This window comes from Rhodoluna sp. KAS3 (genome assembly GCF_026000575.1).
GTDB lineage: Bacteria > Actinomycetota > Actinomycetes > Actinomycetales > Microbacteriaceae > Rhodoluna.
Map to the genome: position 1 here is coordinate 246,988 of NZ_AP026910.1, position 19,805 is coordinate 266,792.

At 54.5% G+C, this 19,805-nt stretch carries 15 protein-coding genes; 13 read left to right on the top strand and 2 right to left on the bottom strand.

What is annotated here, in order from left to right; translation table 11 throughout:
* Positions 1 to 2 precede the first annotated feature (2 nt).
* Positions 3 to 497 (top strand): hypothetical protein, encoded by a 495-nt coding sequence (locus OO731_RS01305; RefSeq protein WP_264890348.1) that lies wholly within the window; start codon positions 3 to 5, stop codon positions 495 to 497.
* Positions 494 to 3,778 carry a hypothetical protein gene (locus OO731_RS01310; RefSeq protein WP_264890349.1) on the top strand — a complete coding sequence of 1,095 codons (3,285 nt, stop codon included), beginning with the start codon at positions 494 to 496 and terminating at the stop codon, positions 3,776 to 3,778. Before OO731_RS01305 ends, OO731_RS01310 begins: the two co-directional genes overlap by 4 nt.
* Here the strand turns inward: OO731_RS01310 and OO731_RS01315 are convergent.
* Positions 3,775 to 5,157, bottom strand: a complete 1,383-nt coding sequence (locus OO731_RS01315; RefSeq protein ID WP_264890350.1) for an O-antigen ligase family protein — start codon at positions 5,155 to 5,157, stop codon at positions 3,775 to 3,777. The two genes, OO731_RS01310 and OO731_RS01315, sit on opposite strands and share 4 nt — an antisense overlap.
* Before the next feature lie 84 nt (positions 5,158 to 5,241).
* On the opposite strand from OO731_RS01315, the gene manA reads away from it, so the two are divergent.
* The 4 genes from manA to OO731_RS01335 all read left to right on the top strand — a co-directional run bounded on the left by manA (position 5,242) and on the right by OO731_RS01335 (position 11,038).
* Positions 5,242 to 6,393, top strand: coding sequence for a mannose-6-phosphate isomerase, class I (manA, locus tag OO731_RS01320; protein ID WP_264890351.1), 1,152 nt, complete (start codon positions 5,242 to 5,244; stop codon positions 6,391 to 6,393).
* A 152-nt stretch (positions 6,394 to 6,545) separates the two neighbouring features.
* Positions 6,546 to 6,851, top strand: a complete 306-nt coding sequence (locus tag OO731_RS01325) for a WhiB family transcriptional regulator (protein WP_138275031.1) — start codon at positions 6,546 to 6,548, stop codon at positions 6,849 to 6,851.
* A 24-nt stretch (positions 6,852 to 6,875) separates the two neighbouring features.
* A complete protein-coding gene (locus OO731_RS01330; RefSeq protein WP_264890352.1) occupies positions 6,876 to 9,713 on the top strand; it encodes a glycosyltransferase family 2 protein in 2,838 nt (945 codons plus the stop codon).
* On the top strand, positions 9,713 to 11,038 hold the full coding sequence (locus tag OO731_RS01335) for a DUF5719 family protein (protein ID WP_264890353.1): 1,326 nt from the start codon (positions 9,713 to 9,715) through the stop codon (positions 11,036 to 11,038). Before OO731_RS01330 ends, OO731_RS01335 begins: the two co-directional genes overlap by 1 nt.
* Here OO731_RS01335 and OO731_RS01340 read toward each other — a convergent pair.
* The gene (locus OO731_RS01340; protein WP_264890354.1) at positions 11,021 to 11,431 is read right to left on the bottom strand and encodes a metallopeptidase family protein; all 411 of its coding nucleotides are present in this window, start codon (positions 11,429 to 11,431) and stop codon (positions 11,021 to 11,023) included. The two genes, OO731_RS01335 and OO731_RS01340, sit on opposite strands and share 18 nt — an antisense overlap.
* A 67-nt stretch (positions 11,432 to 11,498) precedes the next feature.
* Between OO731_RS01340 and OO731_RS01345 the strand changes: the two genes are divergently transcribed.
* From OO731_RS01345 to raiA, 7 genes are read left to right on the top strand one after another with little or no spacing between them, the layout of a single operon-like run.
* Positions 11,499 to 12,920, top strand: coding sequence for a phosphomannomutase/phosphoglucomutase (locus OO731_RS01345; RefSeq protein ID WP_264890355.1), 1,422 nt, complete (start codon positions 11,499 to 11,501; stop codon positions 12,918 to 12,920).
* 1 nt (position 12,921) lies between these two features.
* Positions 12,922 to 14,394, top strand: a complete 1,473-nt coding sequence (gene ahcY, locus OO731_RS01350; RefSeq protein WP_264890356.1) for an adenosylhomocysteinase — start codon at positions 12,922 to 12,924, stop codon at positions 14,392 to 14,394.
* A gap of 25 nt (positions 14,395 to 14,419) precedes the next feature.
* The gene (gene mtrA, locus OO731_RS01355) at positions 14,420 to 15,097 is read left to right on the top strand and encodes an MtrAB system response regulator MtrA (RefSeq protein ID WP_138275037.1); all 678 of its coding nucleotides are present in this window, start codon (positions 14,420 to 14,422) and stop codon (positions 15,095 to 15,097) included.
* Positions 15,098 to 16,690 (top strand): MtrAB system histidine kinase MtrB, encoded by a 1,593-nt coding sequence (gene mtrB, locus OO731_RS01360; RefSeq protein WP_264890357.1) that lies wholly within the window; start codon positions 15,098 to 15,100, stop codon positions 16,688 to 16,690.
* Positions 16,690 to 18,375, top strand: a complete 1,686-nt coding sequence (locus OO731_RS01365) for an LpqB family beta-propeller domain-containing protein (protein ID WP_264890358.1) — start codon at positions 16,690 to 16,692, stop codon at positions 18,373 to 18,375. Before mtrB ends, OO731_RS01365 begins: the two co-directional genes overlap by 1 nt.
* Positions 18,376 to 18,435: 60 nt before the next feature.
* Positions 18,436 to 19,086, top strand: a complete 651-nt coding sequence (locus OO731_RS01370; protein WP_264890359.1) for a hypothetical protein — start codon at positions 18,436 to 18,438, stop codon at positions 19,084 to 19,086.
* Between the two features lie 53 nt (positions 19,087 to 19,139).
* Positions 19,140 to 19,763: a ribosome-associated translation inhibitor RaiA gene (gene raiA, locus OO731_RS01375; RefSeq protein ID WP_138275041.1), complete on the top strand. Its 624-nt coding sequence runs from the start codon at positions 19,140 to 19,142 to the stop codon at positions 19,761 to 19,763.
* Positions 19,764 to 19,805 lie beyond the last annotated feature (42 nt).

A 19,805-nucleotide genomic window follows, 5' to 3' on the forward strand; every position in this document is an offset into this window, starting at 1 on the left:
TGATGAAGAAGGTTGTTGTCTTGGCAGGTGCCGCCCTAGCAGCGGTATCACTGACTGGCTGCGCCCTGCTTTATCCAAACTGGGGGACTGACCAGGATCCAAGTGATTCGGCCACCCCGACAACCTCGGCAACACCGACGGTTACTCACACCGAGACTCCGACTCCATCTGAGTCGCCGAGCAAAGTTTTGGGTAGCGCTGACGTGGTTTTATTCGACGCTGGCCTTGACCTCTCGACCAGCCCGGCCAAACTTTACGCGATGGCGGATGTGGCAAATTTTGCCGAAAATGGCGGCCAGTGCATCCTGGTTTTCACCAGTGGATCAACCACCAAAACCGTTGCTGTGTCAGCCGAGGCAAATGTTCAGCGCACTCAGTGCGCACTGATGGAGTTGCCGGTCACCGGGCTCCCTAAGGGCAACGCAACCCTTCATGTGAAGTATGAGTCGGCTAACTTTGCCGGTCAGACTGAAAAAGTTTCTGTGGTGGTTCCGTGATAAGCCGGTTCAGGTCCAAGGCTGCATCGTGGTTTTTGGTGGTCGCGTTTGCGATTGCCGGAGTGGTGCCGATTTTCGTAGATCAGCAATCAGCCGACGCAGCGATTGATGCGTCGAGGTTCAACCCGGGACTAATCATCAGCGATGCAGCTTTTTATGACGAGAGCAGCATGACGATTGAGCAGATTCAAAACTTTCTTGAACAGCAGGTGCCATCTTGTCGCGCTGCAGCCGGTGAACCGGACTGCCTCAAGAATTACCGCACTAACTCTCCGGCTGTGACCGGCGAGACTGGCATTTGTGAGTCCATGCCGGACCGCGGAGTCATCCGTGCGTCTGAGCTGATTTACCACGTAGCTCAAGCCTGCGGAATTAGCCCACGTGTGATTTTGGTGATGCTTCAAAAAGAGCAGGGTCTGGTTCAGAGTGACCGCCCGTATTACAGCTCGAGCAACCCTGAGCGCCGCTATACGTTTGCGCTCGGAATGGACTGCCCTGACACAGCAGATGGTTGTTCAAAGTCATCAGCCGGCTTCTTCTGGCAGCTGTATAAGGGCATCGGTCAGCTCAACCGCTACGTGACCTATCCAACTCGCTACCCGACTTACCAACCGGGTACCCGCAAGATTTATCTAAACCCTGACCGCACCTGTGGTCAGATGACCGTGAACATCATCAACAAGGCAACCACCGCGCTGTACACCTACACTCCGTACACCCCGAATGCGGCTGCGTTGGCAAACCTATTTGGCAGCGGTGACAGCTGCAGTGCCTACGGTAACCGTAACTTCTGGCGGTTTTTCCACGTCTGGTTTGGCGACCCGGTTGCCGGGTCCTTCATGGTTACCGCTGCTGATAGCCCAACTTACTTGATTGTCAATAATCAAAAAATTGAGATTCCAAGCACAGCAATCGCGACTTCGTATAAGCCTCTCGGCCCGGTCGGAAAAGTGTCGAAAGACTACCTAGATTCGATTCCAACCGGAGCCGGAAAGCTGCCGGTAGTGGTCAAGAATTCAGCAGCAACGCCAAACTATTACGTTGTCGACTACGGACAAAAAATCGATTACAGTTGCACGCAAATTGCTGCCCTGGGTTTGAGTTGCGACTCTGCCATCCAGCTTGACGCCAACCAGTTGAGTCTGCTGCCGACCGTGCAACCAGACCTACTTCAAGACTTCAAGGGCAACCAATTTGCGCTGGTTGGTAACTCGAAATACACAATTTCTGACCCAGTGACCAAAGCAGCTTTTGCTCCAATGCTCAAGCCGATCACGGTTTCGGGAACCTACCTAGAGAAGTTCACCACGGCCGGTGAATACCAGCCGGTCGTTCGGGCACCTGCATCACCTTGCTACTTTGTGCACGGAGGCAAGCGCTACTCATTCACAAATGATGCCCAGATGGCCGAATTTGGAATTGACTGCGCTAAAGGTATGTACGTTTCAACAACCGTATCTGGCAAGCTGCCAATAGCGGGTGTTCTGAGTGAGTACGTAACATCTGCGACCGGTGAAAAATACTTGATTCAGGGCGGCACCAAACGGCAAATCTTCGACACCAAATCATCGGAAACTATCGGCTTGCCTTCTCTTTCTCCGGTAAGTGCGGCTGCATTTGCCTGGATGCCAATCGGAAAACCGGTCATTCGCGACAAGATTCTATTTGCTAGCGCCACCACCGGTGAAAAGATTCTGCACCTTGACGGCGTTGCCTATACCGTTGCCGATGCCACCGCCGCTGAACTGTCCCTATCGACAGTGTTTGAGGCTTCGAGTCTGAAATTGCCAACTGACGCACTTGCGCCAATTTTGGCTGATGACCCACTGAATCCGATTGTCAGTGATCCATCTGGGCAGCAGTACATTTTGACTTCTAGGGGAGCCCGCCGAATTGAAACCGGCAAGTCTCTGACCGAGAACGCCACAAAAGTGTCGGCCAACTTTATCGCTGCGTTTGCACCGAGCGCCGCTTCTCCGATGCCAACCACAGTTTTTGTAAAGTCGAGTGCCTCGACCACGGTCTACTTGGTTGAGAGCGGTGTCAAACGTCAGTTGCTCAATACTGCAGACCGGGCCAAATTTGCCACCCTGATGACCAAGACAACCATCGAGCCGCTCTCGAGTTCGGCCATTGCCCAAATTCCGACAGGCAACCCAGTCATTACTCCTGGAACTTTTGTCACCGACAGCTCAACCAGCAAGACCTACTTGATTGACACGCTTTCGCGCGCAGTCCTGGTGCCAAACTCGAACCAGGCTGCCTTGCTTGGCCTGCCGACTCCAAAGGCCTACTCGGCTGCCGCACTCAAGGGCTACACCAAGGGCGCAGCGCTCAAGAACACTAAGTTGAAATGCGGCACTCAGACTTACCTCTCAATTAGTGGCAGCCTCTACCCAATCAGCGATGCCTTGGCGGCCGAGTATCCGGGTGGCGCACTATCGCTCAGCGATATTACCTGCGGCAATTTGGTCAAGAACACCAAGTCAGCCGGCGTATTCATCAAGTCGACTGGCGACAACAAGATTTACTTCATCGAGGATGGCAAGAAGCGCCTAATCAGCGGCCCGAATTACCTGGCCAAGAAGCAAAGCCTCGATCCATACGTTTTTGTCGGTCCTTATTTTGCCTCGCTAATTCCGACCGGCACCCCAGTGGCAGATTCCGAAACCCTAACCGTTAGCAACGTCGATGCATCTGCTCCTGTGACTTCGCCAACTCCAACTCCTTCGCCTTCACCGGTAACTCCAACTCCAACTCCGAGCCCATCGGCATCAGCAACCGGAAGTTTGGCCGTGGGTAGTTTTGTGCAGAACTCAGTGACCAAGGTTTTGTATCTAATTGACGCTAATCTCAGGGCGGTCAAGATTGCTAATGAGAGCCAAGCCGTTCTACTGGGCCTAGCCAACCCGCTGCAGGTGACCTCGAGTGACCTAGCGAATTACAATTTCGGTGCCGTCATTCAAAGTCCAAAAATCAAGTGCGGAACCCAGGTGTACCTAACTGTGACCGGCACTTTGTACCCAATCTCGCTGGCAGATGCCGCCGAGTATTCTGGGGGAGCGCTCTCGATAAGCACAGCCGCTTGTGCCAACCTAACCAAGAGCAGCACAGCGGCCGGTGTATTTATTCGCACAGCGAACAAACAGATTTACCTTGTTGAAAACGGAACCAAGCGCGCTATTACAGGTTCCGAATACTGGTCGCTCAAGCGTTCATTGGGTAGCCCAGGTTTCGTGTACGTGGGGCCGTACTTCGCATCGATGATGCCGACTATTTAGTCTTTTTGCTTTAGTTTCAAGACCGGTTTCTTGGCCCAAAAAGCAATGCGGGTTCGCTTGGCTGAGCGGCCCTTTGGCTCCAGCAACTCGGATGACTCATTTACCTTGATCGCAAATAGCATCAACAGCACCCAGCCAATTTCAATCAGCATTCGGCTTTCTGTCAGGCTCCAAACACCAAGGCCCATAAAGATCAAAATTGGCCACAGGTAAAGGGCGCTGGTGTGACGCACTGCTAGTCGCCACAGCTTTACAAAGGTAACCAGCAGCAAAATTGCAAACAAAATTGCACCGATGATTCCGAGCTGCATCCAGACATCTAGGTAGGCATTATGCGCTTGGTAATAGGGAACGTTCTTGATTACCACCAAGCCCTCGTAAGGCTCAACGCCCGGGACCCAGTGACTAATCCAGCCCCAGCCAAGCCATGGACGTTGCTCAATCAGGCCAAGGACCAACTTCCAGATACCGCTCCGCCCAGTCATGTCTGGTGATTTGCCGAAAAACTCAAAAACCTCGGCCCGGTAGAACAGCGTGAAGATTGCCACAGTGCCGGCGCTTGCCCAGGCAATTCGGTAGTAGCGGTGGCGGGTCTCACGGTCTTTACCTTCTGCCGAGATTGACACGATGGCCGAAACCGCGATTGCTGCCATGGCAAAACCAATGCCCGCTGATTTTGCAGCGTAAACACAATAAAGCGCCATCAAGACGCTCGTGATGCTAACCCAGCGCTTGGTGGCAATGATTGCGTATTCCACGGAAAAAATAACCACACCCAACATGGCTGCAAACGCCAAAAGGTTTGAGTTACCGACAATGCCCTGGATGCGGTCATCGGTGAATAGGTTGCCCTGGGTCCAGTAATAGGCCATCGCCGGAGGTTCATCGCCGCTGTAATTTTTGAAGATTGGCGCAATTGGGCCCTGAACAATGGCCGCCGCGACAAACTCAAAAATCAGCGATGCGCCCAGAATCACGCGGATCACGTTTGCAAATAGCCGCAAAAGGTGCCGCCAGCTGAAGAGCCCGGCCAGGACCACCGCAAATGCAGTTGTGGCGATTTGTGTGACTGCTGCCAGCACCGTTACCGCCGTGTACGCCGACCAAATTGCGCTAAGCAGCATGTAGCCGAGCAAAGCCCAAATAAACCATGGAATCTCGCGCAGAGTGTTGTTATTGCGGTCCTTGGCAAAAAGGTAGAGCGAGCCGCTGAGCATTACAGCTAGGACGATGCCCCAACCGATCCAGCCAACTGAATACCGAACAGCATCGCCGGCCATGAGCGTGAAAACACCAAGTGAGGCCAGCCAGGTCTTGGACCGGTAGCCCTTTTCGCGAGTGTTGAAGACCACGCGAATCGGTCTGGTTAGTTCGTTCACTAAACTCTCTCTATTGCTCAGCCTTCAGTCTAAATCCCCTCGACAAAGTTAGGCTTAGACGGCAAGTTAGTAGAAAGGCTTCGGGTGCTCTTCAAGATCTCCAACATCGCGCGTGACTATGCGTGGGGTTCTCGCACCCTGATTGCTGACTATTTTGGCCTCACCGCCTCGGGTGCACCGATGGCTGAAATTTGGTACGGCACTCACAATGGTTCGCCAACTTTGGTTGCCGATGAACCGGGTGTGACCCTCAAAGACAAACTGGGTGGCCGCGACCTCAGCTTCTTGCTCAAGATTTTGGCGGCCGATGCGCCGCTTTCTATCCAGGCGCACCCCAACTCAGATCAAGCCGAGCGCGGTTTTGCCCTTGAAAATGCTGCCGGCATTCCGATGCACTCACCTCAGCGCAACTACAAAGATGACCGGCACAAGCCAGAGATCATTTTTGCCCTGAGTGATTTTGAGGCGCTATGCGGGTTCAAGCCGCTCAAGGACATCGGTTACCTGTTCGAAGATTTGGCGTCGCACGGTGGCGTTAGCGAGGGCTTCAAAACCTTGGCTACTCACTGGGGTCAACTTTTGCTTGAAGAAAATGGTCTGCAGAAGGTTTTCTCGGACATCAGTCACCGGCGCGGTAATCTCGATGGATTCACCGCCGAGTTGGCCCAGTTTGCCGAATGGGAAGCCCGTTTTGAACTGGCCGATCGCCTAAATCGCATGTATCCGGGCGACCCAGGTGTAGTTATTGCCATGCTGATGAACCACGTTTATCTCGAGCCGGGTCAGGCGCTGTTCTTGCCAGCGGGCAACATTCACGCCTACCTGGGTGGGCTTGCCGTTGAGCTCATGGCTTCTTCTGACAACGTTTTGCGCGGTGGGTTGACTCCAAAGCACATCGATGTCGACGAGCTTGAGACTGTGATTGACTTCACAGCCGGCTCGATTCCACTGGTCAAACCGATTGAGCTAACTAACGGACTGACCCACTATCCATGTGCCGTAGACGACTTTATGTTCTATCGCGCAGAGGTCAGCGGCACCGTTGTTTTGGCCGACCTAAATCTGCCTGGGGACACGATTTTCTTGTGCACTGCCGGCGAGGTTGCCGTGAGCGACAGCATCGAGGAACACCTGGTTTTGAGGCGCGGAGAAGCGGCTTTTATGTCGGCTGACGCTCGACTATTTAGCCTGGCCGGAAGCGGCACAGTCTTTATTGCTACGGCAAATTCCAACTAAATCTTCGGTTAGCCCCTAGATATCCCCAATAATCTATCCATCGTTCATTTCCTCAACTTGACACGGAGTGAATTACAAGAGTGTAATTACATCCAAGGAATTATTTGCAAGATGCAAACGGGGGCGTTGGCATCTTATTAAGGAAATAAGTAATGGACAGTCGTAGTCGTGTACCAGAGAACTGGTTTGTCGACCCGATCCGGCTAGGTGTCGCGGGGGCGTACTCAGATCCAGAAAATGATCCACTATCTTGGCAGGCTGATGCACTTTGTGCTCAGACCGACCCAGAAGCGTTCTTTCCTGAAAAGGGTGGCTCAACTCGAGATGCAAAGCGCATTTGCCAGGGCTGCGAAGTTAAGGCTCAGTGCCTTGACTACGCGTTGGCAAACGATGAGCGCTTTGGCATTTGGGGCGGCCTATCTGAGCGCGAGCGTCGCAAGCTAAAGAAGCGCGCTTAATCCTGCGGCTGTGAGCCTTAGCTCATGATGCAATCAGTAACCGCGGTAGTTATCGCACATGATGAGCCAGACTATTTTGCGGCGACGCTAGCGGCCCTAAAGAATCAGTCACGACTTCCTGAACAGGTTGTCATTGTTGATACTTCTAACGATGACCGCTGTGAGCAGTTGGCCAAGGCTGCCGGATTCAAACAGATTCTCAAACTGTCGCCCAAATCAAATCTGGCAAAAATTACAGCAGCCGCCCGAGAGGTTGCCGGTGAATCTCGCTGGCTATGGCTGCTTCATGACGATAGTGCTCCACTCACCGACGCACTCAAAAACCTCCTCCTGGCCACTGAGGTTTCGCCATCGGTGGTTATCGCCGGCCCAAAGCAGGTTGAGTGGTCCGATAACCGCGTCGTGATGCAACAGGGTTTGACACTCACTCCATTCGGTGATCTTTTCTCGTTGGTACGCGGTGAGCTTGACCAAGGTCAGCATGATGACACCGATGACGTCTTGGCGGTCGGTACCGCTGGCGCGCTGATCAGGGTCGATGCTTTTGACCAGTTGGGTGGCTTCGATCACCGTGCCCCCGCACTCGCAGCTGACTTCGACTTTTCTATCCGCGCCCGCTTGGCCGGCTTCAGAGTTATCGTCGTGCCGACCGCAAAAATTGCTCACGCTGGTTTGTCGCTGGCCGGTGCTCGGCCGCGCCGCTGGCTCAAAACATCCCCTAAGGCAGCCCGAAGACGAGCAGCCATTCACTTACGCCTGGTTTACTCAGCTTTACCGGCGGCACTGCTGTTCTGGCTTTTCCTGCCACTGATTGGACTACTGCGTGCCGTTTGGCGCATTATTGCCAAACGACCTGACCGAATCCTTTCGGAAATATCCGCCGCGCTTTGGGGCTTCTTCAGCCTTCCGGTAAGGCTAGCCAGCCGCCGAGGCAAACCAAGGCAAATTCCATTCAAAAAGCTTCGTTCACTTCGCGCGGATTGGGACTCGGTTCGAGCCAGCGCAAGGTCTCAGCTTGACTCTGAGCAGTCGCGCGCGACCTTGGAAGCATTTGCCAACGGCACGCTCGAAGGAACCGACCTCAAACCATCACCTGGTTTTGTCGCCTCGGGTGGCCTTTGGATTGGTGCATTGCTGGTAGCCGTCAGCTGGGCATTCTGGCCAACCAACGTTGCACTTGTCGGTCCGGGAGCCATGCCGCTCAATGGATCGTGGCTAGAACTGTTTGCCAGGGCCGGAACCAGCTATCAAGAAATCGGTTTCGGTTTTTACGGCCCAAGTGATCCGTTCGCGTGGGTTCTGGTCTTGCTTGGCGCACTGACTTTCTGGGCCCCATCGCTGTCTATTGCCATTGTGTTTTTGTTGGCCAAGGCAATTGCCTTTGCCGGAGCCTGGCGATTTATCGGGCTGGTTGCCGAGTCTGCTGTGGTTCGAACCCTTGCCGCCCTAGCGTTTGCGTTTTGGCCGGCTTTTACTGTTGCACAGCTTGAAGCGCGGGTGCCTGCAGTTCTAGCAATCACGGCGTTGCCTTGGTTGGGGTTGGCTTTGGCCCGCGTGGCAGCAATTGGCAAAGTAACCAAGTCAACCCAGCAAACCTGGTCTTGGGTAGCAGTTGCCGGATTACTTTTTGTAGTCGTTGGCGCCAGCGCTCCTTCAACCATCCCGGTGCTGTTGATTTCTCTAGCCGTGCTCGCCGGCATCCGAATCCGACGCTTCGGATACTTGGTTTGGGTTCCACTGCCGTTAGCGGCCGTTTTTGGCCCAACCATTTTGTGGCAGCTCCAAAATCTCAATCCGTTGGCATTGCTGGCCGATCCAGGTTTGCCCCAGGCGACCGCTGCAGTAGAGCCGTGGCAGTTCCTTCTCGGTGGGTTTAGGCACGGTGCCGAATTACCGCTAATTGGTCAGGTCGGGCTTTGGGTTGCCGCTCCGGTGGTAGCCCTGGCACTGGCGGCCACCCTCTCGACTCGTTGGGCACTCAGTTCAACCATTTGGCTTTTTGCCTTGGTGGCTCTTTCTGGCGCTTGGTTGCTATCGCAGGTTGAGTTTGTGGCCAGCGTCAGCGGAACCAGTCAGGCTGCTGACGGTTACGTAGCTGGGTCACCGCTGGCTCTCATTGCGATTTTCGGATTGTGTGTTGCCACGCTTGCCGGGGTAACTCTGGACCAACTGAATTCGGTTGTGGCGCGCCGCTGGTTGGCTGGCGGTCTCGTGTTGGCCTCATTGGTTCCGGCACTAGCGCTTTACACAGCCTCCGTACCTCAGGTTTCCTTCACCGATGGTCGCGTGGTTCCATCCATCGTTGCCGCTGAGGCACAGCAGGGTGTGGCCTTGAAACTATTGGTTTTGAACCCAACCGCTCACGAAGATGGAACGGTTAGCTACTCAGCTGAACTGGTTTCAGGGCGGGGCGTTTATTTTGAAAACCAGAGCATCAACTACCGTTTTTCTCTTGCCGAACAAAAGGGAGAGGCCGTGGATGAACTCACCGGTCTGGTTGGTGGCTTAGTGGCCGCCAACAACTCCGATCTTCAGGCTGATCTTTTCGATGCCGGCATCGGCTACATCCTGGTTCCACCAGCCGACACTGCCGCCCGCGGAGATCTAGCTATCAGCCTCAATTCGGTCAAAGAACTTGAAGCTGTGGGCGAAACCGATTTTGGTGGCCTGTGGCGAGTTGCCGAGCCAAACACCACCCTCAAGAATGAGCCGGTGACCGAATCAAACCTTTGGTCAATCACCAAGGGTGCTCAGGCCGCAGTATTGGCTGCCTTCGTTCTGCTTGCCCTGCCAACCTCAACCAACCGTCGCCGGGTTGCCGGCGAGAGCTCAATCTTTGTTGAGGCGGGTGACGATAACTAATGCTCAAGAAACTTCTTGCACTGGCTGCTGTGGCCGCAATCGGCACGACCGGGGCTCTTTACGCGCCAAGTTTTGATTACCAGGTTGGCTCTTTGCCGGCCAGCACCTCACTCGACGTAAAAGCTCGCGACCTTAGCCTGGTTTGCCCGGGAGGCCTTTACCAATCCGGTGGTGCCTCAGGCACCAAACTGGGTTCTTTTATTTCGGTCGGCACACCTGAGATGGCCAGCCAATTCAATGGCCCCGATGGCACCGAGTTGGTTGAATCCGATGGGGTTTACACCGTGGTTGATCCGGCAGGCATTGCGACTCAGGGGTCGGCTTTGCTCAACGTGGGTCAAATTCAGCTTGGTAAAACCTCAAGCATCTCTGGGCTAGCCGGTACTGCCTGCCAGCGCCCATCGAGTGACATTTGGCTGAGTGGCGGAGACACCACCACCGGTCACGAGGCTCTGCTCATTCTTCGAAACCCTACCGCCGTTGACGCAACCGTTGATCTCGAAATTTTCACCGAGGGTGGCGCTATCGACGCGGCTGGCCTCAACGGTATTTCTGTGGTTGCGGGCAAGGTCACGGTATTGCCGCTGGCCAGTTTGGTGCCGCGTTCATCGGGGTTTGTCACCCACGTGTCTGCCAAAGGCGGTGCAGTGGCCGCTTGGGTACAGCAACGCAATGTAAACGGACTCACAGCGGTAGGCGTCGACTACATTTCACCGTCCGCACCGGCGTCCAAAGAATCCGTTGTGCCAGGAATTTTCATTCGCGGTGTCGCACTGGCCAAGAAGCTGGCCGATGCTGATGAAGCTTATGCCGACCTGGTAACTACGGTTCGCTTTTTCAATCCGGGTAATTCAGTGGCAACCGTCACCGCTCAAATTATGGGGTCAAATTCAAAGACTTTTGGCACTGTGATTCAGCAGGATGTAAAGCCTGGTGCCATGGTTGATGTGCCGCTAACCGAGCTGGCTGACGGTGACTACGTGGCTTTGGTAAATTCCAACACCGATGTTCTGGTCTCGGTCCGGTTGCCGCGTGTGGTTACCGGTTCCGCTCCCGACTTTACCTGGCTGGCTACGGCAGACCTTTCGCTTACTGAGCGCAAAATCACAGTGCCGGCATCGGGGTTGACCAAACTTTGCACCTACAACCTTGTGACCAAAGAAATTCGCGTCACACGGGTTACCCCAAACGCGACGCTAACCATTCCGGCTTCTACCGAACAGGTTGCGGCGGTGCTGATTGTTGACATCAATGGCGCGGTGGCAAATCTGCCAGTGCTAGACCAAAAGAACCTAAGCGGAAAAGTCTCAGTCTCGGTCCATTAGTTCCCAGGGCTCTTTGCCCAGCAGTTTGGCAACTGCAGAAAACACGCATTCTTCGATGTGCATTCGTTCGTGCAAAGCATCCGACCTGCGCACGTGCCCCAGGCGCTCAATTGGCAGACGGTAAATGATTATCGTCATGTCCTCGTGTCTGACTGACCAGCGGGTTACCGAAACAGCATCTGGTCCCAACTTGGGCGCATCGCGAACCTGCCATTTGAGGTTGCTCAGTTCATCGGGGTAGAACGACTGCAAGAATTCGCAGGCCCCATTCACAATCTGGGCAAAGCTGGTGTTTCTGGAGCCAGTTCTAAACAGCGGGCTCAGCAACAGTTGGCGTGAACCGCGCCCGTGGCGGTCTCGATAACTGCCCCTAGAGCGTGACCCATCAACCATGAGGCCAGTCTATTTGAGGGCCCGCCTTGGTATTCTTGTAGTTCTGCCACTAAAGATTTGGAGTTTCATGTCTATCGACTGGAATGCACTCGTTAAGACCTACGACGTGCGCGGTTTGGTTGGCTCTCAACTGACCACCAAAGTAGTGGCTGCGCTGGCTGCCGGCTTTGTAGATGAGCTAGATGCTGCCGGGCAAGATGTCATCGTTGGGCATGACATGCGCGACTCTTCACCTGAATTTGCCGATGCCTTTGCTGAAGGCGCTCAGGCGCGAGGCGCCAATGTTGTTTCGATTGGCCTTTGCTCAACCGATGAGTCTTACTTTGCCTCAGGAATCCTGAATGCGCCGGCAGCGATGTTTACCGCAAGCCACAACCCTGCTACCTACAACGGAATCAAGTTTTCACGAGCCGGAGCCAGAGGCATCAGCCTGGATACCGGTTTGGCCAACATCCGCGATCGGGCCAAGGCTTACATTGAGAACGGCATCGACGAGGTTGATGAGCCGGGCACCTATCGTGACCTTCACGTTTTGGTTCCGTATGCCAGCTACCTCCGCGAACTGGTAAACCTAAGCTCGATCCGTCCGCTAAAAGTTGTGGTTGACGCCGGCAACGGTATGGGTGGCATGACAGTTCCTGCCGTACTCGGCACCGCCTCAGATCTAGAGCACTTGCCGCTTGCAATTATCCCGATGTATTTCGAGCTCGACGGTTCATTCCCGAACCACGAGGCCAACCCGCTGGACCCTAAGAACCTGGTTGACCTGCAGAAAGCAGTCGTCGAGCACGGAGCCGACATCGGCTTGGCTTTCGACGGCGATGCAGACCGCTGTTTTGTAGTTGACGAACTTGGCCAGCCGGTAACCCCTTCAGCGGTGGCAGCGATTGTTGCTCGTCGCGAGATTGCCCGTGAGCGTGCCACCAATCCGGGTGCTCCGGTCACTGTGCTTCACAACCTATTGACCTCAAAGGTGGTCGAAGAAGTTATCGAAGCCGACGGCGCCAAGCCGGTAAAGACCAAGGTCGGCCACTCGCTAATCAAAGACCAAATGGCCGCTACCAACGCAATTTTTGGCGGCGAGCACTCGGCCCACTATTACTTCCGTGATTTCTGGGGTGCCGATAACGGAATGTTGGCAGCCATGCACGTGTTGGCAGAGTTTGGATCTCAAGATCTTCCACTTTCACAATTTGCCAAACAGTACAACCCTTACTACCTAAGCGGCGAGATCAACTCGACCGTTTCTGATGTCCCAGCCGCCAAGGCTCGTGTTCAGGCAGCATTTGCTGACCGTGCCGACTTTGATGAGTTTGACGGCATCACAGCGCAAGGCAAGCCTGCCGAAGCTGGTTCATGGTGGTGGTTCAACGTTCGTTCATCGAACACCGAGCCGTTACTACGCCTAAATGTCGAAGCCAAAAATGAGGCCGACATGATCCAGATTCGCGATGAAGTCCTAGGGCTCATCCAGCAGAAAGCAGAATAATTTGTCATCGAACACCGCTTTTGAGTTCAAAGTTGCTGACCTTTCACTAGCCGAGGCAGGTCGTCACCAGTTGCGCCTGGCTGAAAACGAGATGCCTGGCTTGATGGCCATTCGTGCCGAGTTTGCTCCGAGCCAGCCGCTGAAGGGCGCTCGAATCACCGGTTCGTTGCACATGACTGTGCAGACTGCCGTGCTGATCGAGACTCTTGTGGCTCTTGGTGCGCAGGTTCGCTGGGCGTCTTGCAACATCTTCTCTACCCAGGATGAAGCCGCAGCTGCTGTAGTTGTTGGCCTAAACGGAACCCCTGAAGAGCCAAAGGGTACCCCGGTTTTTGCTTGGAAGGGCGAGAGCCTCGAAGAGTACTGGTGGTGCACCGACCGCATCTTCGACTGGTCTGCAGAGGCAGAAGCACAGGGCGCTGACTACACCGGCCCAAACATGATTCTTGACGACGGCGGAGACGCCACCCTGTTGGTTCACAAGGGCCGCGAGTTCGAGCTGGCCGGCGCTGTTCCGGCCAAGACTGAAGCTGACTCTGAGGAGTATGGCGTAATTCTTGAGCTGCTGAAGAAGTCATTGGTCTTGGACCCAACCCGTTTCACCCGCATCGCAGCTGAAATCAAGGGTGTCACCGAAGAGACCACAACCGGTGTGCACCGCCTATACGACTTCTTCAAGAGCGGCAAGCTGCTGTTCCCGGCAATCAACGTGAACGACTCGGTTACCAAGTCCAAGTTCGACAACAAGTACGGCATCCGCCACTCGCTGCCAGACGGTTTGAACCGCGCGACTGACACCCTCATCGGCGGAAAGACCGTTTGGGTTGCCGGCTATGGTGACGTTGGAAAGGGTTCAGCCGATGCAATGCGCGGCCAGGGCGCCCGAGTAATCGTCAGCGAAGTTGACCCGATCTGTGCTCTGCAGGCTGTCATGGATGGCTACCAGGTTGCCGCTTTGGAATCGGTCATCGAGACCATCGACATCTTTGTAACCGCCACCGGTAACACCGCAATCATCAAGCCTGAGCACCTAATGCAAATGAAGCACCAGGCCATCATTGCCAACGTTGGTCACTTTGATGACGAGGTCGACATGGCTGGCATCAACCAGATTCCAGGCGTAGAAAAGATCGAGATCAAGCCACAGGTTCACGAATGGCGTTTGCCAAACGGCCGTTCGGTATTGATTCTGAGCGAGGGTCGATTGATGAACCTTGGTAACGCCACCGGCCACCCAAGCTTCGTGATGAGCACCTCGTTTGCCAACCAGGTTTTGGCGCAGATTGAGCTGTTCACCCGCACCGAAGAGTACCCACTTGGTGTCCACATCTTGCCAAAGGCTCTCGACGAAAAGGTGGCGCGTTTGCACCTTGACGCTCTTGGTGTTGAATTAACTCAGTTGACTGCTCAGCAAGCGGCCTACATCGGTGTACCAATCGAAGGCCCTTATAAAGTAGACCACTACCGCTACTAAAGTTTCAGAAAGCACAGAGGGGTTCATGCCACACAGTATTTTGGTCGTTGACGACGACAACGCGCTTCGCGAAATGGTTGGCATTGTCCTTGAATCTGAGGGCTTTGAAGTTAGCTATCACGATGCTGGATCTGGCGCCTACGAGAAGTTCAATGAAGTCAAACCAGACCTAGTTCTTCTTGACGTCATGTTGCCGGGTATGGATGGCATTCAGGTTTGCGAGCAGATTCGCAGCGAATGCGGTACCCCGATCATCATGCTGACGGCAAAGACCGAAAGTGAAGATGTGGTTCGTGGTCTTGAAGCTGGCGCCGATGACTACGTGGTGAAGCCTTTTGACCCTGCCATTCTGATTGCTCGAATCAAAGCTCGACTGCGTCCGTTGGCTGAGCCAGAGGGCGAGACCATCACAATTGGTCCACTTACCCTTGACATCGTGGGGCACGAGGTTCGACGCGGTGGAGAAAAGCTTTCGCTGACCCCGCTGGAGTTCAACCTCTTGCTGACCTTGGCTTTGAAGCCAAAGCAGGTATTTACTCGCGAGATGCTGCTTGAGACCGTTTGGGGCTACCACTACAAGGCTGACACCCGTTTGGTGAACGTACACGTTCAGCGACTTCGTTCAAAGATTGAGGCCGACCCAGATAACCCTCAAATCGTGACCACCGTTCGCGGTATTGGTTATAAGGCTGGCCAGAACTAAGTGAAACTTCGAGCAGCCGTTAGCTGGGCGCTCGGTCTCTTCCGCCAATTCCTGCAGGTGCGTGCGGTTTTCTCGACCGTAGTGCTGAGCGGTCTTTCGCTGCTCATCATCGGCGGATTTCTCTCGTATTCCATCGGAAACGGTTTGTACAACACTCGCTTGACTCAGTTGCTCAACGAGTCTTCAAAGAGTGTTGTCGAGGTTCAAAACTCGTTCTCGGCATCTACCGTGACCGATGAGGTTTCACTGCAAACCCTGCTCAACTCGGTGGTGCCAAAACTTGAATCCACTGACTCAACCAACAGCCGTCAGGTTGCCCTATTGCGCACACCGGGCGGGGTTAGTACCCAGGCCCTGCAGAGTCCAATTTCAGCCGACTTCAATACCGGCCTTCTAACCCCCGATTTTCGTGAGCAGGTTCGCGCCTCCCAGGGCAAGTTGATTTACCAATCAATCGCAATAGGTTCGCAGGATGGTTCAACCCATCCGGGTGTTGTGGTTGGTGCCCCGGTAGAAATACCAATTGCCGGAGCCTATGAACTGTATTTAGTTTTTGACCTCAACAACGAACAGCAAACCCTAGATTTTGTTCAGCGCACCCTCGTGTTTGCCGGAATCGTGTTGCTGCTGATCATCGGCGCGATTACCTTTTTTGTCACCAACTGGTTGGTCAAGCCAGTTCAAGAGGCGGCTATGGTTTCTGAGCAGATCGCCGAGGGTGACCTTGAGAGCCGTCTGCCAGAGCGTGGTGAAGACGTCATTGCCAAACTCGCGCACTCGTTCAACCGCATGGCCGACAGTCTTCAAAAGCAGATCACCAAGCTGGCGTCGGTTTCTAAAATGCAACAGCGATTTGTGTCTGACGTCTCGCACGAGCTGCGTACTCCGCTGACCACCATCAAGCTTGCCGGTGAGGTTATTTTTGCGAGCCGTGAAACCTTGCAGCCGGCAGCCCGCCGCTCGGCTGAGTTGATGCACGACCAGATCGACCGATTCCAAGATCTGCTCAATGACCTGCTCGAAATTTCGCGCTACGACGCCGGTGCGGTTGCCGCCGAACTTGAGGTCCAAGACCTAAACGGTGTGGTTGGAATGGCAATTGTGGGTCTCGAACCACTTGCGGTTAGCAAGGGGTCGACGATTGAAATTTCGATTCCGCCGGGTGAGGTTGACGCTGAAATTGATGGACGCCGCATCGAGCGCCTGATTAGAAACCTATTGGCCAACGCAATTGAGCATGGCGAGGGCAAACCGATTCAGGTTGCCGTTGGGATGAGCGAGACCGCTGTTGCCGTGAGTGTTACCGACTCTGGTGTTGGAATGACTCGTGCCCAGGTGGACCGCGTATTTGACCGCTTCTGGCGAGCCGACCCGGCCCGTAAGCGCACGACCGGTGGAACCGGTTTGGGTTTGGCTATTTCACTCGAGGACACCCACCTGCACAGCGGTTGGCTTCAGGTTTGGGCCAAGCCAAACGAGGGGGCCTCGTTCCGCCTAACCCTGCCGAGACGCAGGGGAATGGTGTTTACGAAGTCACCATTGCCGCTTCCGCCTAAATCCAAAAACAAGTCCAAAAAAGAGGTGAGTGAGTAATGTCCTCTTTGAAGAAAATTCTGGCAATTATTCTGGCCACATCGGTTGCCTGGCTGGCAACAGGTTGTGCGCAGCTACCGACAGCTGGTGAAATTGAAACCGGCCCAGACATCAAGTCATCTCTAGAAAACGACTACCTGTACTACTCGCCGCAGGGCCCAGAAGATACTGCGACCCAAGAGCAAATTCTGCTCGGATTCTTGAATGCCGGTACCGGCCCACAGAACGACTATGCAATTGCTAGAGAGTACCTGAGTGAGGAATTCAAGTCTGTCTGGAAGCCAAGCAATCGTGTTTTGATTCGACAGGGTTTTCCTGAGATCACCGAGCGCACCGATCAGGCTGCTGTCGTGGACCTCAAAGTTTCTGCCCAGGTGAACAGCCTTGGTCAGTACCAGGTAGAGCCTGCCGACACTGTCGAGCAGTTGACCTTCTCGTTCGTTCGCGAAAACGGCCAGTGGCGAATCTCCAACGCACCTCACCTGACCACGGTTATTCGACCGGTCTTCGACGTTATTTTTCAGTCGTATTCGATCTACTTCTACGACAACCAGTTGAACTACCTGGTCCCTGACGTTCGATGGTTCCCATCACGTGCTTCGACGAGTACCCGATTGATTGATGCCCTGCTCAAGGGTCCTAGCGCTTGGCTGGCACCTGCCGTGACTTCGGCTATTCCGTCTGGCACAAAGCTTTCGCTGAGCTCGGTAAACGTGACAGACGGCCAGGCCATCGTGGACCTCTCGGCGCGTGCCCTTTCAACGACCTATCGCGAAAAGCAACTCATGGAAGCTCAGATTCGCGAGACCCTGCTTCAGTTGAATTCGGTGTTTAGCGTGCGCCTGCTCATCGAACGCTCACCGCAGGACATCGTTGACATTCAAACCCTCGCACCATCGCTGGTTTCAACCACCCCGGTTGCCTTCCTAGAAGACGGTTTGAGCCACATTGATGTCACCTCAACCTCAAAGATCATTGGCACCAACGCCGTACTGGACACCTTTGGAGCCACTGAGTTTGGCTTGAGTGCAGATGAGGAAACATTGTTGGTCCGCGGCGCCGAGGGAATTTACTTCAGCAACTTCGGCAAGTTGGGTAGCCAGGCAAAATTGCTCGCAGCCGGTACCAACTTCATTGCACCGGTAATTGACCGACAGGGGTTCAGTTGGGTTTCTGGCGCGGCACCAGGCAGTGTTCTGCGTGTTTACGGTCAATCCGGCCAGGCATTGCCGATTTCGGCCAACTGGATGATTCCTCTGACCAAATATGAAATCTCAATTAGCACCGAGGGTTCGCGCGCATTGATTCTGGCCGGTAGCGGAGACGAGCGCGAGATATTTGTGTCGGCGATTGTTCGCGACGAAAATGGTCGACCAATCGAACTTGCGGAACCAATCAAACCGGTGGCGGCATCGCTCCAGGTGGTTTCGGCGAGTTGGGTTAACCCAACCTCGATTGGTTACCTAGAATCTGCCGGTGGCGCGTACACCAACGTGAGTATTCAGACGATCGGTGGCATCAACAACACCTTGCCTCGCATCGAAGCCGGATCCAAGATCATGGGCAACAGCTCAAGCAACGCAATCTATGTGCTGAATGCCCGCGGCGAGTTCTATCAACAGCGCGGTATCAGCTGGACGCTAATTCGAGATCTGGTTACCGCAGCGCACTTCCCAGGAATCTAGCCTTTCCACAGATTTTCGTCTGCTCGGGTGCCGGTGGTTGCCCTGTGGCAGCATTCCAGAATGCTCGACGAGTTTCTAGACCTGTTTCTGCCGACTAAGTGCCTGCTGTGCTTGCGTCCGCCATCGGTTATTTGCCAAACCTGCGCCTCCAGTCTCGACCTACCAGCCCACCCGGTCACAAGAGGCGGGCTAAACGGTTATTCGGTGGTCGACTACTCGGCCGAAGTCTCGCAACTCATCGATAAGTACAAAGAACACGGTGCCACCACGGTGGCAAAGGTTCTGGCTAAACCCATGGTGACCAACCTGCTCGCCAACGCCAGCCCGGGCGACTTCCTGGTGGTGCCTCCGAGTTCAAAGCAGTCGGTGAGGCGCAGAGGTTATGAACCCGCGACGGTCCTGGCAGCCCAAATCATTCGGCAGGCACGCAAAGCTGGGTTCGAGCTCAAACTTGCTCGCCAGGCTCTAACTCTTATCGAGCCGGTTCATGATCAGGCGCAACTGAACGCCAGGCAGCGGTTTGAGAACCTCGCCAACGCCATGGTGGGGCAGCACTGGCTTGCTGGGCAACCGGTCATTCTGATTGATGACATAGTCACCACCGGCGCCACCCTTCTGGAATGCCGACGTGCAGTCGAGGAGGCTGGAGGTTTTGTGAGATTTTTCTCAACTTTTGCTGAGACAAAGTCAAAAAACGATACGCAAAGGTGAAATTGGGTATAACTTACTTTCACGGGCAACGTTGCCCGAAGATGGAGGTCATCATGGAAGTAAACATCTCAGCCCGCAACCTAAGTGTTTCGGACCGATTCCGCGAGTACGTATCTGATCGAAGCCACAAGGTTGAGCAGTTGGCTCACAATGTGCAGTCGCTCGAGATCAAAGTAACCAGACACGATCACAGCAAAACCTCCGGGCCTGAAGATCAGGTAGAACTTACCGTTTTCGAACCAGGCCATGTAATCCGTGCTGAGGCACATGCCGGTGACAAATTTGCCGCCTTCGACATTGCACTTGGAAAGTTGGCTGAACGCCTTCGCCGAGCAGCTGATCGCCGCAAGGTGCACCACGGTCGCCACGGCTCAATCGGAACCAGTGAGCTAACCGCACACGATTTTGCCGAACTCGACATCACCCCGGCCGACTCTGATGTGCTGTTGGGCAAGGCTCGCCCAGAGGCCGAAGCTCCTGCACCAGACTTTGGTGACAGCCCAGTTGTGATTCGTCGCAAAGAATTTGAAGCCACCCCGATGACCGTTGACGACGCTCTGTACCACATGGAACTCATCGGTCACGATTTCTACCTATTCCTTGACTCAGAGACTGGCAAGCCAAGCGTGGTTTACCGTCGCAAGGGTTGGAACTACGGAGTAATTACGCTTTCTTAACGTTTGCTGCCAATTGCTTGGATAGCAGGGCCCAGCCGGTCT